Origin of the sequence: Algoriphagus sp., from assembly GCF_024305035.1 — a bacterium.
Classification (GTDB): Bacteria; Bacteroidota; Bacteroidia; order Cytophagales; family Cyclobacteriaceae; genus Algoriphagus.
This window is the reverse complement of sequence record NZ_JAMWZB010000033.1, coordinates 1-18,514: the sequence shown is the minus strand read 5'-3', so window position 1 is coordinate 18,514 and position 18,514 is coordinate 1. Positions and strand designations below refer to the sequence as shown.

Genomic DNA, 18,514 nt, shown 5'->3' with positions numbered 1-18,514 from the left:
GGGCAAGTGGTTAGTGGATTTCCACAATTTAAACTTTCCTCTCGGGGAAATTTTCTCATCTTATTTTAAAAAACGCTAAGTACTTAGAAACAGTAAAATTGAGGGGCGAAGGAGCGAAAGAAATCATTCAAGGCCGATTTCACTCAATTTTTCAAGTTTTCGGGACTGAAGGGGCGAAGCCGTATTAAGGTAGAAATCTATTTGTTATTCATTAGTTCAATTATGGTAATGGTTAAGATTATTTTTTAATTATTTATTACTGTCATCCGAGTAAAGAAAAAGAGATAATTTGAAGTTCTTGGAATAATACAAAAAAGAGAAAGGCGGGTCCCGGTTTGGGATTTTCCGCCTTTTTTGGGATGTTGTGGTTACCACACTACAAGTATCCCGATGCAACATACAAAATTATCCGGACAGCCGATTCTTTGCCAGTTACTTTCTTTTATTCCCCGTGAAGTGGTGGATCTAGCTACTCAGACGTTTAAATCAGACCACTATTACAAAACCATGAGCACTTGGAAGCAGCTGGTTTTCATGCTCTACGGGGTGGTATCCAAAGCTCAGTCGCTGAACAGTTTGTGTAAGTGCCTTCTTTTTCTGGAGCATAAATTGAGCTACCTGGGGATCTTCCGCCTTCCTGCCAGCAGTACCCTTTCTGATGCTAACCGAAAGCGTCCCAATGAGGTGTTTGGCTACATTTATTACCTGCTTTTGGCTCATTACCGAACCGAGATATCGGACAGCTATCTAAGTCTTCCAATCAATGGGGAAGCCAAGCCGGACCAGGTAAAGGTATTTGATTCTACCACCCTTAGTCTATTCACAGACCTGTTCAAAGGGGCGGGCAGAAACCCCATGAACGGCAGGAAAAAAGGAGGGCTTAAAGTCCATGCCGTACTTCCTCTGGACAATAGGGTACCTGAGTTGGTCTGGTTAACTCCTGCCAGTAGCAATGACAAGGATTTCCTCGGACAGCTGAAGGTAGAACCGGGCAGCATTTATGTCTTTGACAAAGGCTATGTAAACTACGGAGTTTATCGTAAGTGGACCGATCAGGGAGCTTACTTCGTGACCCGGCTCAACAATAATGCAAAGTATGAGGTGGTCAGGGAAATCAGGGCAGAAGCCCACGACTTTCTTTACGGAGGGACGATGTTGGATCAGCAGATAGAGCTAAAGGCAGATAATCAGTCTTCTGAGGCCAGGCTGATCACCTACAAAGATCCACTGACCGGCAAAATCTTTCGGTTTCTGAGCAACTTGTTTGATTTTCAAGCACACACTATTGTCCTGCTCTATAAAAACCGATGGGAGATTGAACCCTTCTTTAAGAAACTAAAACAAAATTTTGAGTTGGGCTATTTTTTCTCGGACAGCCCAGAGGGAATTAAGACCCAAGTCTGGACCGTCTTGATCGCCAACCTGATATTCAGCCTAATCCACAAGCGAATTCAAGAATGTGAGCAGTTTACCACCTTGGTAGCCATGGCTAGAGCAAACCTAATCTCCTATGTTTGCTTCCAAACGATCCTACAAACAGCAAAACTGAGTATGGAAGATCGAAATCTGAAAATTGTACAACTGGATATCTTTGGCTTAGAACAGGGGGGTGTTTTGAAGAAAAAGGAAAAATCCCCCTAAATATTCCAAAAAACCACTATTTCCGGTGATTTGAAATTTACTCGGATGACAGTAATTATTTATTGAATATATACAATTTCATCGCAAAAAATAGTTTTATTCAACGAATGAAAAGGTAGAACTATTCGTATATTTGAAATATTTGAAAAGTACAAAATTAACAATAGGGTTGGTAACGAAAAAAAATCAACTGAGTTTTTAAATTGAGATTCCTTCATGAATTTTACTTACTAATTTAACTAAGTATTTAAAGTCATGTATATTCATGTGTTTATAATTTGTCTTCCAGAGCTCAAATGGAAAATCCTAGATAATCATTCTCCTGTATGTGGACTATTCGACCTGGGTTTTCCATGTGTTTATAGTTGATTTTAAAGCGCAGGTAAAACTTCTCAAGGTCGGTGTTTTTTAATCGTGCGTAGCTTTTTAGCTCTGCTCGATTTAATCGCATCAAATTCCATTATTAGGAATTTTATTTTAGATTTGCTTAAGACTTACTAATTAAATAATCAAAAAGAGAAAGCTGTGAGAGTAAGATTTAGTGATTACATTGTTTAACAGAAGATTGGTAACTTTAAATGCAGATTCCTTAATTCTTATTTTCCTAGTTTTATATCTCAACCCTAAATAATTGAAAATCATCAATCTTATTCTTTCAGGAGGCATCGGTTCACGCTTATGGCCGATCTCGAGAAAAGGACGACCTAAACAATATTTGCCAATTTTCGGAGGAGAAACACTTTTCCAAAAAACTGCCAAACGCAATCAAGCCTTTTGTGATCAGGTTTTAGTCGTAGGAAACAAGGATAATTACCAACTCTCAAGAAAAGATCTAGATAAGGCAGGGATCAATAATTATCAGGAAATTATAGAAGCCTGTCCCCGTAATACGGCAGCAGCGATTGCTTTTGCGGCCTTTGCGGTAAAAGTCGATGATATTCTTTTTGTGACCCCTTCAGATCACTTGATTGAGTCAGGAACAGCCTATGACCAGTCTGTCAACAGAGCGATCCAGCTTGCAAAAGAGGGGTTTATAGTCACTTTCGGTCTCAAGCCCAGACGACCGGAGACAGGCTTTGGATACATTGAAGCAGAAGGTGAGGAGGTTAAAAGCTTTCGGGAAAAACCCAACTTGGATACAGCCGAGCAATTTATTAAAAAAGGTAACTTTTACTGGAATTCTGGCATGTTTTGTTTTCAGGCAGGATTGTTTTTGGACGAGTTAAAGGAATACGAATCTGAAGTTTATTTACGATCAAAAGAAGCTTTTGAAAAGCGTAAAGACAGTTTCTTGGATGAAAAACTCTCAACCCAGATCCCGAGTATTTCGGTGGACTATGCGGTTATGGAGCAAAGTAATAAAATTAAAGTGGTTCCCTCAGATTTTAAATGGTCTGACATGGGGAGCTTTGAACAACTTTTTTTCTATTTCAAAAAGCAGGGTAGGAAAGTGGATAGTAATGGCAATATGGTTTTGGGTACTGAAGTTCATACCGAATTTGTAGGGATTAGAAATAGCTTGATTATTCAAACCGAAGATGCCATGTTAGTCCTCAAGCGCTCAAAAGCCCAAGATGTCAAACGTGTTTATGAGCGACTTCAGAACGAAAATCCTGACTTAACTTAACATTTTGGAGTTCAATTGATGGAAGGTAAGGTTGCTTGTAGATCCAAAAAATGGATCAGCGCAGCTTCCTTTTAAACAGGGGAAGTCACCTGATAAAATGTTGAATTTTCACAAACTTCTCCCTATCCTTTTTTCTATGATTTGAATTCGTCAAATCTTTGATAGCGGTGGTAATCGATTGGATCTTTTTTAAAGCTTTTGAGAACACTGACCAATTTTCAATGAGAGGTGATGCTTTTAAAAAGGATCTCATATATGTCCTCAGTGAGGCTTAATTTTCTTAAATAGAATTTCTATCTGATTCGTTTTCCTATAATTATGCTTAAACCAATAAATGAAAGTAAAATTGCCATCGTCGGACTGGGATATGTAGGCCTCCCGCTAGCTGCTGCTTTCGCCGAAAAGTTCAAAACCGTCGGATATGACATCGATCCAAATAGAGTGGATGAGCTCCAAAAAGGTCATGATCGTACTTTGGAAGTGGACGATGCTCAACTCCAATCCGTTCTCCTCAAAACTTCCCTTCAACTTGAGGAAAAAGGTAAAGGACTGCTCATCACTGATGCAATCCTCCCTATTTCCTCCGCCAATATTTACATTGTTACTGTCCCCACGCCTACGGATAAACATAATCGTCCCATTTTAACCCCTATGCTGAAAGCTTCAGAAGCTATTGCAAAGGTCTTAAAAAAAGGAGATGTAGTCATTTATGAATCCACTGTCTATCCTGGGGTCACCGAAGAAGAATGTGTGCCAGTGTTGGAAAAGTTCTCTGGGCTAAAGTTTAACGAAGACTTTTTTGCAGGTTATTCCCCCGAGCGAATCAACCCCGGCGATAAGGAACATACGGTAACCAAGATCCTAAAAGTCACTTCCGGAAGCACGCCTGAAGTAGCAGAATACGTCGATCAACTCTACAAAGCTGTCATCACAGCAGGTACTCATAAGGCTTCTACCATTAAAGTAGCGGAAGCCGCCAAAGTCATCGAAAACTCACAGCGGGACATAAATATCGCCTTTGTCAACGAGCTAAGTAAGATCTTCAATCTCTTGAATATTGATACCCAGGAGGTATTGGAAGCGGCAGGAACCAAGTGGAACTTTCTTCCTTTTCGCCCCGGTCTGGTAGGAGGGCACTGCATTGGTGTGGATCCCTTTTATTTAGCTCAAAAGGCTCAAGAGGTAGGTTACCATCCGGAGATTATCTTAGCAGGTCGCAGACTCAACGATTCCATGGGAAAACATGTAGCTACTGAGGTAATCAAACACATGATGCGTAAGGACCTTAAGGTGATTGATTCTAAGGTTCTGATTTTGGGCTTTACGTTCAAAGAAGATTGCCCTGATGTACGAAATACGCGCGTAATCGATATTTACCAAGAGTTAAAGTCCTTCGATGTAGACGTATGTGTATATGACCCCTGGGCCGATCCGGCTGAGGTAAAACATGAATATGGAATTGATGTAATCAAGGGTGAAGATAAGCCAATTCTGGAGGACTACGCTGCCATTATTCTTGCTGTAGCTCATAAAGAATTCAAATCCTGGTCTATTCAGAAATCAGAGAATCAGGTGGTGTTTGATGTGAAAAGTGTGTTGGAGAAGGAGAAAGTTGACGCTAGGTTGTGAGGTTAGAAGAAAGAATCAAAATTCGAATTAAACTTACGCTTAATAGAATCACCTTTTTAAAAATCATTAAACATTTTTCTGCGCTTTCTACCCCTGAATAGGGAGCACTAACAAGTTAATCTATATAGGATTGAAGAACGGAATTCAAGTTCCAAAAACTAGTTGTCAAGAAGGTTCCTATCACGAGTAGTTTTACCTATTAATTTTTAATAGTTGCGAAGTACTTTTGAATTTGAGATCTCGCTTAGATTTTATAGATTATTTTGGTACTCGAAATTGATCCAGAACTATCGACCTAAAAGAAATAGAGAAGTTACCTTTGTAAATGTCGAATTAGGGGTGACCGCTCCATAGGGTTTTCCAATTTTCTTGCATTTCATTTTTTATAGAGATGGTAATCTTGATAAATATACTTTTTTTGTCGCTTATCTTGAAATAGGTAGTAGTCTGTTAGAATTGAAAGGTTTCCTTTCTTAATGGTAGCTATCAGTGATTCCATGATTATTAATGGCTTCAATCGATATGCAATTAATTGAGAAGACGAAGTTGTTGATTGGCCTTAGAGTAAATTATGTATAAAAATTTATTAAACACTTTTAAAAAAAATGGTAATATTAAAACTGTTTTATTAGAAAATTTTATTTCTTTATCTGCTCTTCAGCTATTTAGTTTGATTTTGCCATTAATCACTTTGCCTTATGTTTTAAGAACCATTGGATTTGAGAAATATGGTGTTATAATGTTAGCTACTACTTTAATCTCGTATTTTCAATCTCTAACTGATTATAGTTTTAAAATTACAGCCACAAGAGATGTTTCTGCGTTTAGAGAAAGTTGTTTAAAGCTAAGTGTGATATATAGTAAAGTGTATATCGTTAAATTGATTTTTTTATCTCTGTCTTTGCTGATTGTTAGTTTTATTATATTATTTGTTTCAGATTTTCATGAATACAGAGATGTATATTTTCTAACTAGTATTTCATTAATAGGTTATTCATTGTTTCCAGATTGGTTCTTTCAGGGCATGGAAAAAATGAAATTTATCACAGTTATAAATATTGGGGTTAAGACACTTTTTACATTTTGTATTTTTGTTTTCATTAGAGCAGAAGAGGATTATTGGATATATCCTTTGTTACAAAGTATGGGTTTGATAATTGCAGGATTTATCTCGCAATATGTCATTTTTCGAAAATTTAAAATAAGATTTATTAAAATTAATTGGGTTAAGATTAAATCAGTGATTAGTGAGAATTTTCCAGTATTTGTTAATCAATTTGTGCCGACTTTGTATAATAGTACTAGTACTATGTTGCTAGGTGTATTTTATTCTAATGAAGCCGTAGGTATTTTTACATCTATAAGGAAAATTATTGAGTTGTTTGCCACTATTATTAGTACTATTTCAAAGGTTTTTTATCCATATTTGATTAAATTTAGACATTCTTTTGGTACTTATAGAAATGTGATAATTGTTACTGTTTTTATTTTGGTTGTTTTTTTGATAGTGTTTCATCAATTTGTCTTTTTGTATCTTTCTCTTGATTATGAATATGAATTTTTAGTTTTATTTATTCTAGCCGTTGGGTTATTTGGATATGCTTTCTACGATATATATGGTTTGAATTATTTTTTAGTGCGTAGGAAAGATAAGTTAGTTATGAAAAATACAGTTCTAACTTCTTTAATTGGGTTTTCTTTAGCTTTTCCTTTTGTTTACTATTTTAGTATTATTGGAGCCGCGGTTAATGTAAGTTTATCAAGATTAATTTTAGGAGGAGGTATTTTTATTAAATATATAAATCAAAATAGAAAATGAATTTCCCTAAAGAAATAAAGATTGCAATTCAAAAAGCAAAAAATGAAGATTTTTTTACTTATAAGTGGTTGGATTACTGTAAAAAATATTCGATTGATTTCATTCTAGTAGATGCTTACAGTAACGATATAATTGAACAAGTTCAGGGATGTGATCTTTTTTTATGGCATTATAGTAATTATGATTATAGGGATCAAGTATTTGCTAAGCAGCTTTTATTTTCGTTAGAAACATCAGGAATTGTTGTTTTTCCTGATTTCAAAACTTCTTGGCATTTTGATGATAAACTGGGTCAAAAATACCTTCTTGAAGCAATCCAGGCTCCTGTTATCCCTACTTTCGTATTTTATGATAAAAAATCAGCCCTTGACTGGGCCAACAGTACCTCGTTTCCAAAAGTATTCAAGCTTCGAAAAGGATCAGGCTCAAATAATGTTATTTTGCTCAAAAGTAAATATGAGGCCAAAAAATACATACAAAGAGCCTTTGGAAGTGGTTTTCCATTCTATAATCAAAAAGCTTCCTTTTTTGATCGGATAATAAGACATAAACGTAAGGGGAAATTTCTTTTAGGTTTATTTAAATCTCTTTATCGTATGTTTGATGTTCCTGATAATCTTAAATTTGTATCAAATGAAATTGGATATGTTTATTTTCAGGATTTTATTGAGAATGACGGTTTTGATATAAGAGTAGTAGTTATTGGTGAAATAGCCTTTGCTTTAAAGCGATTTGTTAGAAAAGGTGATTTTAGAGCATCTGGAAGTGGTTATATTATATATGATCAAAAGGAAATTAATATTGATTGTATTAAGATTGCATTTCAAGTAAATGAATCTCTTAAAATGCAGACAGTAGCTTATGATTTTATAATTTCTAATGTAGATGGAAAGCCTTATATTGGAGAAATTAGCTTTGGTTACGCCGCTACAGCTTATTCAGCCTGCACTGGTTATTGGGATCGTTCTCTAAATTTTCATGAAGGGAAATTTGAATTCCAAGAAGTTTTGTTTAAGCAATTAATTTATTCTAATAATTTAAGAGATTGAAACATTCATACTATAAATTAATTATTTTATTAGTATCTTTTATTGTATTTGTCATTTCGTATGAATTTAATTTTTCAAATCCTAAAACCTGGGTTTGCTTAATTCCAATTACGTTTGGACTTTTGTTTTATTTAATTGTTCCAAATCCAAAAAATGTAGGTGTAGGTTACATTATGCTTAATATTGTTTTTATTGCCAAATATTTCATGTTTCCTTTCTTTTATGTTTATTCAAATTATTATTCTCCTTATAATTCATTAATTCGTAATGAATCCTTGATATTTTCATATTTTTATATTTTATTGGAGATGCTTTTGGTATTAACTTCTTTACGTTTTTTTTATAATAGACATCTTGTTAAAATTAATAATTTTATTGTTTCTAGTTATTCGTATAAATTGCCTATCGCTTTTGTATTTTTATTAACTTTTATTTATATCTTTTCTCCTGTTTCTTTTTCAAATTTTAGTTTTATTTTATCTCCGAATGAGTTTGTTTTTGAAAAAGAATTTCAAGGAAGTACTGCTTTTATATTTTTTATAAAATGGGGTCTTTATATTATTCCTCTATTTGGTTTTATTTTTTTTTATAAAAAGTATGTCAATAATCCTAAATTTTATTATTTCGTATTGTCTGTTTTGCCTTTATTGTTTTCCACTTTGTTTTATTTTAGTAACAGTCGATTAAGTATTCTAATTCCTTTATTTTCTTTTTGGTTTGTGCTAACCAAATTCTATTCAAAATTTTCTAAATTAATTTCTTTATATTTCTTAGCCTATGGCTTATTTTCTATGTTGCTTTTGACTTTGATTAAGTTTTTTTCTGTTTCTAATATTAATTCCGTTTCATTTAATTATGAAATTGGTAGCTATTTTTTAAATTCCTATTTCCATGGAATTCCCAATATTAGTTTGGGTATTCAGGCTGCTGATCAATATTATAACAATATCCAATTTTCTAATATATTAGATGAATTATTTGCGCAAGTTATGTTTTTGAATGACTTTTTTAATATAGATGATCGGTCTAATTTTTATTTTAACTCCTATTTGGGGACTAGATCTAATATAGTCCCAACCCTTACCGAAGCAAGTATGCTTTTTGGACGGTATTTCTTTTGGATTCTTACTCCTATACTTACCTATTTTATATGTTTCTTTGATAAATTATCTTTTCAAACTTCTAGGATAGATAATACCTTTGTATATAGTTTTTTTTCTGTTTCGATTGGGTTCTTCATTTTTGGGAATCTTAATTTAATCTCTGATTCATTTTTCACTTACTTTATACCCATTTTTATTCTTTCCTATCTAAATAGAGTTTATATATTTCCTTCTAGAGTGATATTTAAATAGTTTAATTTCCATGTGTTTATCTTAAAAATTTTATGGCAAAAAAGGTTCTTTTAATTAATAGTAATGCAATGTTCGAAGATTCCAATAATAATCTTTTTGTTTATGATCGCACAGGAGAGTTTATGCTTGAACTTTCAGAAAGGTATTCTGTTACTAACTTTCATTTTAAAGAACAAAAAAAAGCCTCTGATACTATTAATAATTTTAATCTTTCAAATACTAATATTTTTTGTAGGTATATCAGGAAAGATGGTTTTAAAGTATTAGAGTATATAAAAGCTTATTTATATTGCTTTTATTTAATTTTTAGAACAGATTATTTGTACTTGTTTTATCCTAATAATTTTAAATATATTTGTATTTTTTGTGTTCTTATAAATAAACCTTTTGGTTTGTATGTCAGAGGGCAAAAAAAAATTAATTCACGATTCTCTAAATTTTTGTACAAGCATTCTAGCTTCATTAATACTGTTTCCCCCTTCTTTACAAATGAGATTAAAAAGTATAATCAGAATGTAAATACTATTCGACCTATGATAAATTATGAAATTTCTGATTTAGAATTATTTAAAGAGTATAAAGTAAATGGATGTTTTAATCTTCTTTTTGTTGGTCGATTGGAGAAAGATAAAGGTGTTTTTGAATTAATTGATGCTATTCATGCCATTTGTAAGAAAAATGCGGTAAACCTTAAATTAAATCTGGTTGGAGACGGTTCATCTTATTTGTCTTTAAAGAAATATGTTCATGATTTAGGTTTAAAAGATGTTGTTTGTTTTAGTGGTTCTATTTTTGATCCTGATCTTCTTAGACAAGTTTATTTGAAATCTGATATTTTTATTTTGCCTACTTATCATGAAGGCTTTCCTCGTGTTCTATATGAAGCAATGATTTTCAATGTTCCAATTATTACCACTTTTGTAGGAGGTATTCCTTCCTTAATGATTGATAAATATAATTGTCTTCAAATTAAGGTTAAGTCTAAATCTGATATTTGTGATAAAGTATTATTTCTTATTAATGATTTTGAGTTTGCTAAAAACTTGGCCGCTAATGCTAATTCAGATGTTAATAAGTATCTTTTTGAAAATAATAAAAGTCACTTTGAATTAGTAGTCGATTCGATTTAAATTATACTATGCGTAAATTCTGGAATTATTCCTTCTTAGGCTTATTTGGTTTTTTTTACCTAATTTCAAAACGAGCTTATAATGGATTTTTAGATGGAATTTTTACTTTTATTTTCAATTTTAATATTTCCTATTGTGGTAAAAATGTTGTAGTTCGTAGAGGTTTAATTTATAGGTATCCTAATGCTATTCAAGTTTTTAATAATGTTGAGATCGGTGAAAATGTTTCTTTTACATCAGAATTAGATTCTGGGTCATTGGTATTGAACGATAAAGTTACTATAGGGCGTAGTTGCAAATTGGATTTTTCTGGAGGTATTGTTATACAAGAAAATTGTCTTTTATCGGAAAATGTATGTGTGCAAACTCATGATCATGGGTTAAACCCCAAAAATGCTCCAATTGGTAAGTCTCTTGTTATTGAGAAGAATGTGTGGATTGGAATGAATTGTTTAATTCTTTCCAATTGCTATTCAATTGGAGAAAATTCAATTGTTGGAGCAGGAAGTGTTGTTACTGGTAATATACCTCCAAATTCTATTTATGTGGGAAATCCCGCCAAATTTCTTAAAAGGATATGATATCAGTTGTTATTCCTTTTTATTCAAATTTCTCTTGGTTAATTTCTGCTTTAGAAAGTGTTTATAACCAGTCATATAAAGAAATTGAGATACTAGTTATTAATGATGGTTCCCCACTTGATGATACTGATTTTATTAAAGTTCATGGCCCCTTTATTAAGTATTTCAAAACTTCTAATCTTGGTCCTGGCCATGCTCGAAATTTAGGGATCGCAGCTTCTACTGGGGATTATATTGCATTCTTAGATTCTGATGACCTATGGCATCCCTTTAAGCTTGAGCGACAGTTGTCTTTTATGGTTGAAAATAATCACGTTTGGTCTCATACTGGCTATACGCTTTTTAATGATCATACAAATAAGCCAATATCTGTCGTTAATGTTTCTTTTTTCTCCGGCGATGTATTTTTGAAGTCTTTAATTTCTTCTCCTGTGGCTACTCCCTGTGTTATGATTAAGCGTGAAATATTAATGGGTAATCCAAATTTGAGGTTTTCAGAAGTTATGCGTTATGGTCAAGATGGCTACTTTTGGTTATTATTGGCTACAACATATAAATTAGGTGTTCTCAATGATTCTTTAACCCAGGTAAGGATTAGAGGGACAAATGCTGCGCTAAAAGCGAGAGTTTATTTACAAGTGAAAGCTCAGATTTGGATGTTCTTAACGACTAAAAAGGAGTTTTTGGAGAAATTTAAATTAATTCCATTTATAATTAAAGTTTCTTACTTTATGAGTTATTTTAATTTTAATATAATCAAATACATTGAGTCTAAGTTTAATTTTAAATCTGGTCAAATAGAATTTTTGTCTAAAATTTTTTATTTACCTACCTATACCTTACTCAAATTTTATAAAAAATTATTCTATTAATTTATATGTTGAAAAATAAAACTCTTTTAATTACTGGGGGGACTGGATCCTTCGGAAATGCAGTACTTAAGAAATTTATGTACTCCGAATTTATCGAGGAAATTCGAATTTTTTCCCGAGATGAAAAAAAGCAACATGACATGCGAGTGTCTTTAAATAATCCTAAAATTAAATTTTATCTCGGGGACGTAAGGGATTACAATAGTTTAGATGTAGCTATGCGAGGTGTGGATTATGTTTTTCAGGCTGCTGCCCTGAAGCAGGTTCCTTCCTGTGAGTTTTTTCCAACCGAGGCTACAAAAACCAATGTCATAGGAACAGAAAATGTTATTAAAGCCTCAGTAGCCAATGGGGTCAGAAATATCATTTGCTTGAGTACCGATAAAGCTGCTTACCCCATTAATGCCATGGGTATGTCAAAAGCACTGATGGAAAAGGTGGCTGTGGCTCTGTCTAGAAACATTCCAAAAGATAAAACTATTGTCACCCTGACTCGCTACGGGAATGTTATGGCTTCTCGTGGTTCAGTAATTCCTTTATTCGTAGATCAATTGAAAGCTGGAAAAGCCTTGACTATTACTGATCCTAAGATGACTCGGTACCTCATGTCACTGGATGAGGCGGTCGATTTGGTCATGTTTGCTTTCGAGCACGGCAAACAAGGAGACTTATTTGTACAAAAAGCCCCGGCTTCTACAATTGGCGATTTGGCTTTGGCAATGAAAGAATTGTTTCAAGCAGATAATCCCATTGAGGTGATTGGAACCCGCCATGGAGAGAAATTATACGAAACCCTTTGTACTCGAGAAGAGATGGTCAAGGCCCAGGATTTGGGAGATTTTTATCGGATTCCAGCAGACAACCGAGACCTTAACTATGGAAGATATTATACAGAAGGAAAACTTGAGGTTGGAGAAATTGAAGACTATAATTCACATAATACCCGACGTCTTACCATCCCTGAAATCAAAGAAAAATTACTGAGTCTTGACTTTATTCAAGAGGAGCTTGCCAACTGGAAAAAGTAATGAAATCAAGCATGATGTGATCCTCACACCGGAGCATGTGCGTCCAACATGCGAGACTCCATGTTTCCTTTGAAAATAAATTAGAGCAAATGAAAAAATTAAAAGTAGTCACCGTCGTGGGAACCCGACCGGAGATCATTCGTCTATCGGAATGCATCAAAAAGTGCGATCAAATTTTTGATCATGTTCTGGTGCATACCGGACAAAACTACGATTATACCTTAAATCAAATATTCTTTGAGGATCTTCAACTTCGTGAACCGGATTTTTATTTGAATGTAGCGGGCAAGCATCTCGGAGAGACCATTGGTAATGTAATTGCCAAGTCCTTTGAAGTACTTGCTCAAATTCAGCCTGATGCCCTACTCGTTTTAGGGGATACCAACAGTGTCCTTTGTACCATAGCTGCAAAGCGATTGAAAATCCCCATTTTTCATATGGAGGCCGGAAATCGCTGCTTTGATCAAAACGTACCAGAAGAAATTAACCGAAAAATCTCGGACCATATTTCAGATATTAACTTGACTTATACCGAAAATAGCCGAAGATATTTGCTTAGCGAGGGGTTTCGAAAAGATCATGTTTTTGTCACTGGCTCTCCCTTGAGGGAAGTGTTGGAAAAATACGAATCAGAGATTTTGGAGTCCAATGTGGTACACCAACTCGGTTTAGAACCCAGAAATTATATCGTGGTCAGTGCCCATCGAGAGGAAAATATTGACTTAAAGAACCATTTTGAAGTTTTGGCTGAAGCGCTCAATGCGGTTGCGGAAACCTACCAAATGCCCATTATTTTTAGTACTCACCCTAGGACTAAAAAGCGCATTCAAGAGAAAGGAATTCAATTTCACCGTCTAATTCGGAATGTCGAGCCTTTAGGATTTTTTGATTACGTCAAATTACAAAAAGAAGCCTTTGTGGTTCTTTCAGATTCCGGAACCATCTCGGAGGAATCAGCGATGATGAATTTTCCGGCGGTGAGTATTCGTACGAGTACCGAACGTCCGGAAGCCATTGACGCGGGGACGATCGTAATGGGAGGGATCTCCAAGGAAAACATGCTTCAATCCATTCCGGTAGCCCGAGAGCTCCATACAGCGGGTCAGCAACATTTGCCATTTGAATATGAGGTGAAAAATACCTCAACGAGGGTTATTAGAGCAATTCAAAGCTATACCTCAATTGTGAACCGGGTAACTTGGAATAAAGAATGAAAAAGGTTTTGGTATTAGGTTCCACAGGAATGCTGGGACATCAGGTGGTTCTGAGATTAAGTCAAAACCCTACATTTGAGGTTTTTGATTTATCGTTTAGAACTAAGTTTCGAGCGGAAACGATCATTTGCGATGTAACCGATTTTCAAAGACTTGACCAATTGATTAATGAAATCCAACCCAATATCATTGTCAATTGTATTGGGATTTTGATCAAAGGATCAAACGCAAATCCCAAGAACTCTATTTTAATCAACGCGTATTTGCCACATCATTTGGTTGCCCTTGCTGATTCCATCGGATCAAAAGTCATTCACGTTTCTACAGATTGTGTTTTTTCGGGTAAAAAGGGAGGCTATGTTGAGTCGGACTTTCGAGACGCAGACGACGTTTATGGTAGAGGAAAGGCTCTAGGTGAGATTTTTTCTGATAAGCATTTGACACTTCGAACTTCCATAATTGGTCCGGAATTGAAAACGAATGGAGAAGGTTTATTCCATTGGTTTATGAACCAGTCCAATGAAGTAAATGGGTTTACTCAAGCTTTTTGGGGAGGAGTATCCACCGTCGAGTTAGCCAAAGTGATTGATATAGCCATGGAGAAGAAGCTTTCGGGGCTTTACCACGTCAGCAATGGAGAGGCTATTTCAAAATTTGAACTGTTGAACTTATTCAATGAGTATTTTGAGCTGGGCATCAGGGTCAATCCATCTTTGGGTAAGGAAGTCGATAAAAGTCTGAAAACCGATCATCTTGAGTTTTTAGGATTGATTCCTTCTTATGAAGAAATGATTCTGGAAATGAAGCGTTTCATGCAATCTCACCCAGAAATTTATTCCCCTATCTATCCTCATGTCGGGTAAAAAACTTTTAATAATTGGGGAGGCATTTTTTCCTGAAGATTTTATCATCAATGACCTTGCAAAGGAATGGTCAGATAGGGGATATCATGTTGAAGTTCTTACCAGAAACCCTTCTTATCCTTTTGGAAAGGTGTTTTCGGGGTTTAAAAATAAGTTGTATCAAAAAACTTATTTTGATTCCATCGCAATCCATCGGGTTTTAGTTATCCCTGGCTATCAAAAAAGTAAGATCATCAAGATCTTAAACTATTTATGCTTTGTATTTTTCGCCTCTCTGATTGGCCTTTTTATAGGCAAAAGGTTTGATAAAGTTTTTGTGTACCAAACAGGCCCTTTAACTGTTGCCCTGCCAGGAACGCTTATCAAATTGGTATACAAGAAACCTCTTACGATATGGACGCAGGACTTGTGGCCTGACACAGTCTATGCCTACGGCATAAAAAGGACCAAGCTACTGGAAAAAAGCCTGAATGGTCTGGTTTCTTTTGTTTATAATAATGCGGATAAAATCGCAGTTTCCTGCACCGGCTTTTCCTATAAACTTTCAAAATACGTAAAAAATGGGCAGTCTATAGTTTGGGTTCCCAATTGGCCCATAATCAATTCGAACTCAACTAACCCAAGAGTATTACCGGGAGAGTTTAACTTTACTTTTGCTGGGAATATAGGGAAAGTTCAAAATTTAGATAATGTTCTTTTAGGCTTTAAACCAATCGCTGAGCAATTCCCAAAAGCATGGCTGAATCTGGTCGGTGATGGTTCGGCTTTGGAGGAACTTAAACTCTTCGCTCAGAAAAATAAGATTAAAAACATCAATTTTGTAGGAAGAAAACCTTTGGAGGAAATGCCTGATTTTTTTGAAGGCAGTGATGTGCTGTTAATTTCATTAGTGGATTCGCCCATTTATGAGATCATGATCCCCAGTAAGTTTCAAACCTACCTTAACTACGAGAAACCCATTTTTGCGGTGATGAAAGGAGAAGTTCCTCAAATGATGAATGAATTTGGAATAGGGATAAGCTCTGACCCTAATGAAGTCGAACAGATCACAGCGGGGTTTGGCAGGTTCATCAACTTATCGGATCAGGAACGATTACAAATGGGAAAGGCTTCCAAACTTCTTTTGGAATCCACTTTTATACGGGAAAAAAACATTCTTCAATTAACCGAGATGACTTTTGCATAAGCCTAATTTTTTCAAAATTCAACACCATAAAGATGATCGGGGAGGGCTTTATTTTTGCAACGAATTCGATCTATCTACCTTTCAAAGATTTTACATTATTTCCCCGGCTCATAAAAGTCAAATTCGGGCATGGCAAGCCCATAAAATGGAATTAAAGGCATTTTTACCGATTGCAGGTAGGATAAAAGTGGTAATGCTTCCGGTAATTAATTTTGAAAATTATCAAGTTGGAACACCACTTGTCAAAATTCTTGATGTTGATGCTCCTGAAATCATTTTTCTGCCTGGAGGCTACGCGAATGGATTTCAATTCCTAACTTCCAATTCTAAATTAATGGTCTTTTCCAATTTTTCATTGGAGGATTCTAAAAGGGATGATTATCGATTTGATTACAAAAAATTTTATGATTGGGAAAAGTCAGGTTGTTAATGCAGGAATTATTTTAGGATTCCCCCTATTTTTCTTCTTAAACCTATCTTATGCTCAATCCCTTCCTGCTGGTTTCCCCGTTTTGGAAGAATTGCAGCGTAGAAGTCAATTATTAGCTACTGATTCCATTCGTAGTTCTTTTTTGATTCGGCCAGTTCTTTTTGGAACGACACTTCATGAGACAACTGTCAACGGTATTTCACCTTTTGTCAATAAAGACTTAGCGGTAAGTATATTACCTCTGCTCAATACCACCCGAATTCTTACTGGAAGACCTTATGGATGGGCTGATTATGGTTTAATTCCCAATCCAGGCATTCAAACTTACTTTTCAGGTGGAGTTCAACTCAACTATAAATTCATAAATCTAACCTTTCGCCCTGAGGTAGTAGTGGCACAGAATGCTGGTTTTCAAACGGGCTTGGAAGAAATGACTACGTTCCAGATCAGTAATCGATTTTTTCTTTGGAATTGGGGAGATAATCCCGAGCGGTATGGAGATGGAACCTATTTTTCGCCATGGTGGGGACAATCGAAGCTGACCTTTCAATATGGTGCTTTTGAAATAGGGGGCAGTACCGAGAATATTTGGTGGGGACCCGGACAATTTAATGCCTTAACCTTTTCGAATAATGCCCAAGGTTTTCCGCATTGGACGATCAATACTTTCAAGCCTGCCAAAACTTTCTTAGGAAGTTTTGAAGGACAATTGATTATCGGAAAGCTCCAAAATTCGGGTTTTGCTCCTTCACAAAATGAAGATCTAAATGATCGGTTTTTTAATCCATTTACCGGAGACTCCCGATATCTTAATGCGGTTACGTTTACCTGGAACCCAAAATGGGTGAAAGGATTCTATTTTGGATTTAGCCGAACCTTTCAACAATACAACGAGAATAGGGGAGAACAATTTTATGACTGGTTCCCCATTTTTGAAGGTTTTCAAAAGAAACGATTTTTCAATAATGGCAATTCAGTGGACTTTGATGCCAATGGAAGAGATCAGACAATTACCTTATTTGGAAGATTAGTCGTTCCGAAAACCAAATCCGAACTGTATTTTGAATATGGGCGTAGGGACCATGCGTTTACCTGGCGGGATTTTATTCTTTCCCCAGAACATGCTCGAGCCTTTATCTTTGGATTTAATCAGCTTTTTGAGATTCCAGAATGGGGTAATAGCCTACAAATCAGATCTGAAATTACACATCAACAGGAATCGGTAAATCGATACATCCGATACGGGGGGATTAGAGGAGGACTATCCTGGCATACCCATAATCCTGCCCGTGGGTTTGGGAATTATGGACAGCCACTCGGGGTTGGAATTGGAACGGGTTCTAACCTTCAGACCGTTGAAATTTCGTTGGTTGATGGGGTAGAAAAAATGGGGATTCTTTTAGAGCGCCTAGCCAATAATCAGGATTTCTATTACAAGACCCAATTACAGTTTACTGAACGCAAACCCTGGATCGATTTATCGCTAGGTTTTCTCTATGACAAACAGTTCAATAACTTAATAATCAGTTCTAAGCTTCAGCTCATCCATGCACGAAATTATCAGTGGCAGCTTGATGCTTCCAGCACCCGCGAATTTCCAAAAGGAAGAAACCTGACCAGTGTAATGGGACAAGTGTCAGCGGTTTATTTCTGGAAGAGGAAATGAAGTTAACGTATTCCTTATGATTGGTACTTTAGTTCTATCGATTTTCAATTTCATTTATAGAAGCTAGAAAAAGCTATCTTCTTTGAATCTCGGGATCATAATTCCGGAAGCCTAATCTCTAACCACCTTTTCGGTGGTTTTTTTTTGTCTTAAATCGAACGAGATCCGGTGGAGCTAGTGACCGGATTTACAATTGGATATAACTATGTCTATATAAAATACAAATAATCAGTTAAAATGCGAGTAGTCAAAACCAAGGGATCTACCTAATTACTGACTTTCCTTTTAATGATTCCGGCAAGTCAGAGCGAATTCATTCTGATGATTTTTTTTAGAAAAAAAATACCCAAGTCCTGATATACTGGTGAAAAAGTATCCACCCCACCAAGTACATCTTTCATAGTTCCCCTACCAGCTGTAGGTT

At 35.3% G+C, this 18,514-nt stretch carries 14 protein-coding genes; all 14 read left to right on the top strand.

Annotation, left to right across the window (positions count from 1 at the left end):
* Nucleotides 1-390: 390 nt before the first annotated feature.
* The 14 genes from Q0L00_RS16580 to Q0L00_RS16515 all read left to right on the top strand — a co-directional run bounded on the left by Q0L00_RS16580 (nt 391) and on the right by Q0L00_RS16515 (nt 18,090).
* Nucleotides 391-1,641, top strand: a complete 1,251-nt coding sequence (locus Q0L00_RS16580) for an IS4 family transposase (RefSeq protein ID WP_297338008.1) — start codon at nt 391-393, stop codon at nt 1,639-1,641.
* 631 nt (nt 1,642-2,272) lie between these two features.
* Complete coding sequence (locus tag Q0L00_RS16575) at nt 2,273-3,268, top strand: sugar phosphate nucleotidyltransferase (RefSeq protein ID WP_297338007.1); 996 nt, start codon at nt 2,273-2,275, stop codon at nt 3,266-3,268.
* A gap of 318 nt (nt 3,269-3,586) precedes the next feature.
* A complete protein-coding gene (locus Q0L00_RS16570; RefSeq protein ID WP_297338006.1) occupies nt 3,587-4,897 on the top strand; it encodes a nucleotide sugar dehydrogenase in 1,311 nt (436 codons plus the stop codon).
* A 571-nt stretch (nt 4,898-5,468) separates the two neighbouring features.
* Nucleotides 5,469-6,716: an oligosaccharide flippase family protein gene (locus Q0L00_RS16565; protein WP_297338005.1), complete on the top strand. Its 1,248-nt coding sequence runs from the start codon at nt 5,469-5,471 to the stop codon at nt 6,714-6,716.
* Entirely contained in the window at nt 6,713-7,765 is a 1,053-nt protein-coding gene (locus Q0L00_RS16560; RefSeq protein WP_297338004.1) for a hypothetical protein, read from the top strand. Before Q0L00_RS16565 ends, Q0L00_RS16560 begins: the two co-directional genes overlap by 4 nt.
* Nucleotides 7,762-9,120, top strand: a complete 1,359-nt coding sequence (locus Q0L00_RS16555) for an O-antigen polymerase (protein WP_297338003.1) — start codon at nt 7,762-7,764, stop codon at nt 9,118-9,120. The genes Q0L00_RS16560 and Q0L00_RS16555 overlap by 4 nt, the downstream gene beginning before the upstream one ends.
* 32 nt (nt 9,121-9,152) lie before the next feature.
* Nucleotides 9,153-10,250: a glycosyltransferase family 4 protein gene (locus Q0L00_RS16550; protein ID WP_297338002.1), complete on the top strand. Its 1,098-nt coding sequence runs from the start codon at nt 9,153-9,155 to the stop codon at nt 10,248-10,250.
* An 8-nt stretch (nt 10,251-10,258) separates the two neighbouring features.
* Nucleotides 10,259-10,831 carry an acyltransferase gene (locus Q0L00_RS16545; protein WP_297338001.1) on the top strand — a complete coding sequence of 191 codons (573 nt, stop codon included), beginning with the start codon at nt 10,259-10,261 and terminating at the stop codon, nt 10,829-10,831.
* Nucleotides 10,828-11,703 (top strand): glycosyltransferase family 2 protein, encoded by an 876-nt coding sequence (locus tag Q0L00_RS16540; protein WP_297338000.1) that lies wholly within the window; start codon nt 10,828-10,830, stop codon nt 11,701-11,703. The genes Q0L00_RS16545 and Q0L00_RS16540 overlap by 4 nt, the downstream gene beginning before the upstream one ends.
* Before the next feature lie 5 nt (nt 11,704-11,708).
* The gene (locus Q0L00_RS16535; protein WP_297337999.1) at nt 11,709-12,731 is read left to right on the top strand and encodes a polysaccharide biosynthesis protein; all 1,023 of its coding nucleotides are present in this window, start codon (nt 11,709-11,711) and stop codon (nt 12,729-12,731) included.
* An 89-nt stretch (nt 12,732-12,820) separates the two neighbouring features.
* A complete protein-coding gene (gene wecB, locus Q0L00_RS16530; protein WP_297337998.1) occupies nt 12,821-13,945 on the top strand; it encodes a UDP-N-acetylglucosamine 2-epimerase (non-hydrolyzing) in 1,125 nt (374 codons plus the stop codon).
* A complete protein-coding gene (locus Q0L00_RS16525) occupies nt 13,942-14,808 on the top strand; it encodes an SDR family oxidoreductase (protein ID WP_297337997.1) in 867 nt (288 codons plus the stop codon). Before wecB ends, Q0L00_RS16525 begins: the two co-directional genes overlap by 4 nt.
* Complete coding sequence (locus Q0L00_RS16520; RefSeq protein WP_297337996.1) at nt 14,798-15,994, top strand: glycosyltransferase family 4 protein; 1,197 nt, start codon at nt 14,798-14,800, stop codon at nt 15,992-15,994. The genes Q0L00_RS16525 and Q0L00_RS16520 overlap by 11 nt, the downstream gene beginning before the upstream one ends.
* Before the next feature lie 404 nt (nt 15,995-16,398).
* Nucleotides 16,399-18,090 (top strand): capsule assembly Wzi family protein, encoded by a 1,692-nt coding sequence (locus Q0L00_RS16515; RefSeq protein ID WP_297337995.1) that lies wholly within the window; start codon nt 16,399-16,401, stop codon nt 18,088-18,090.
* Nucleotides 18,091-18,514 lie beyond the last annotated feature (424 nt).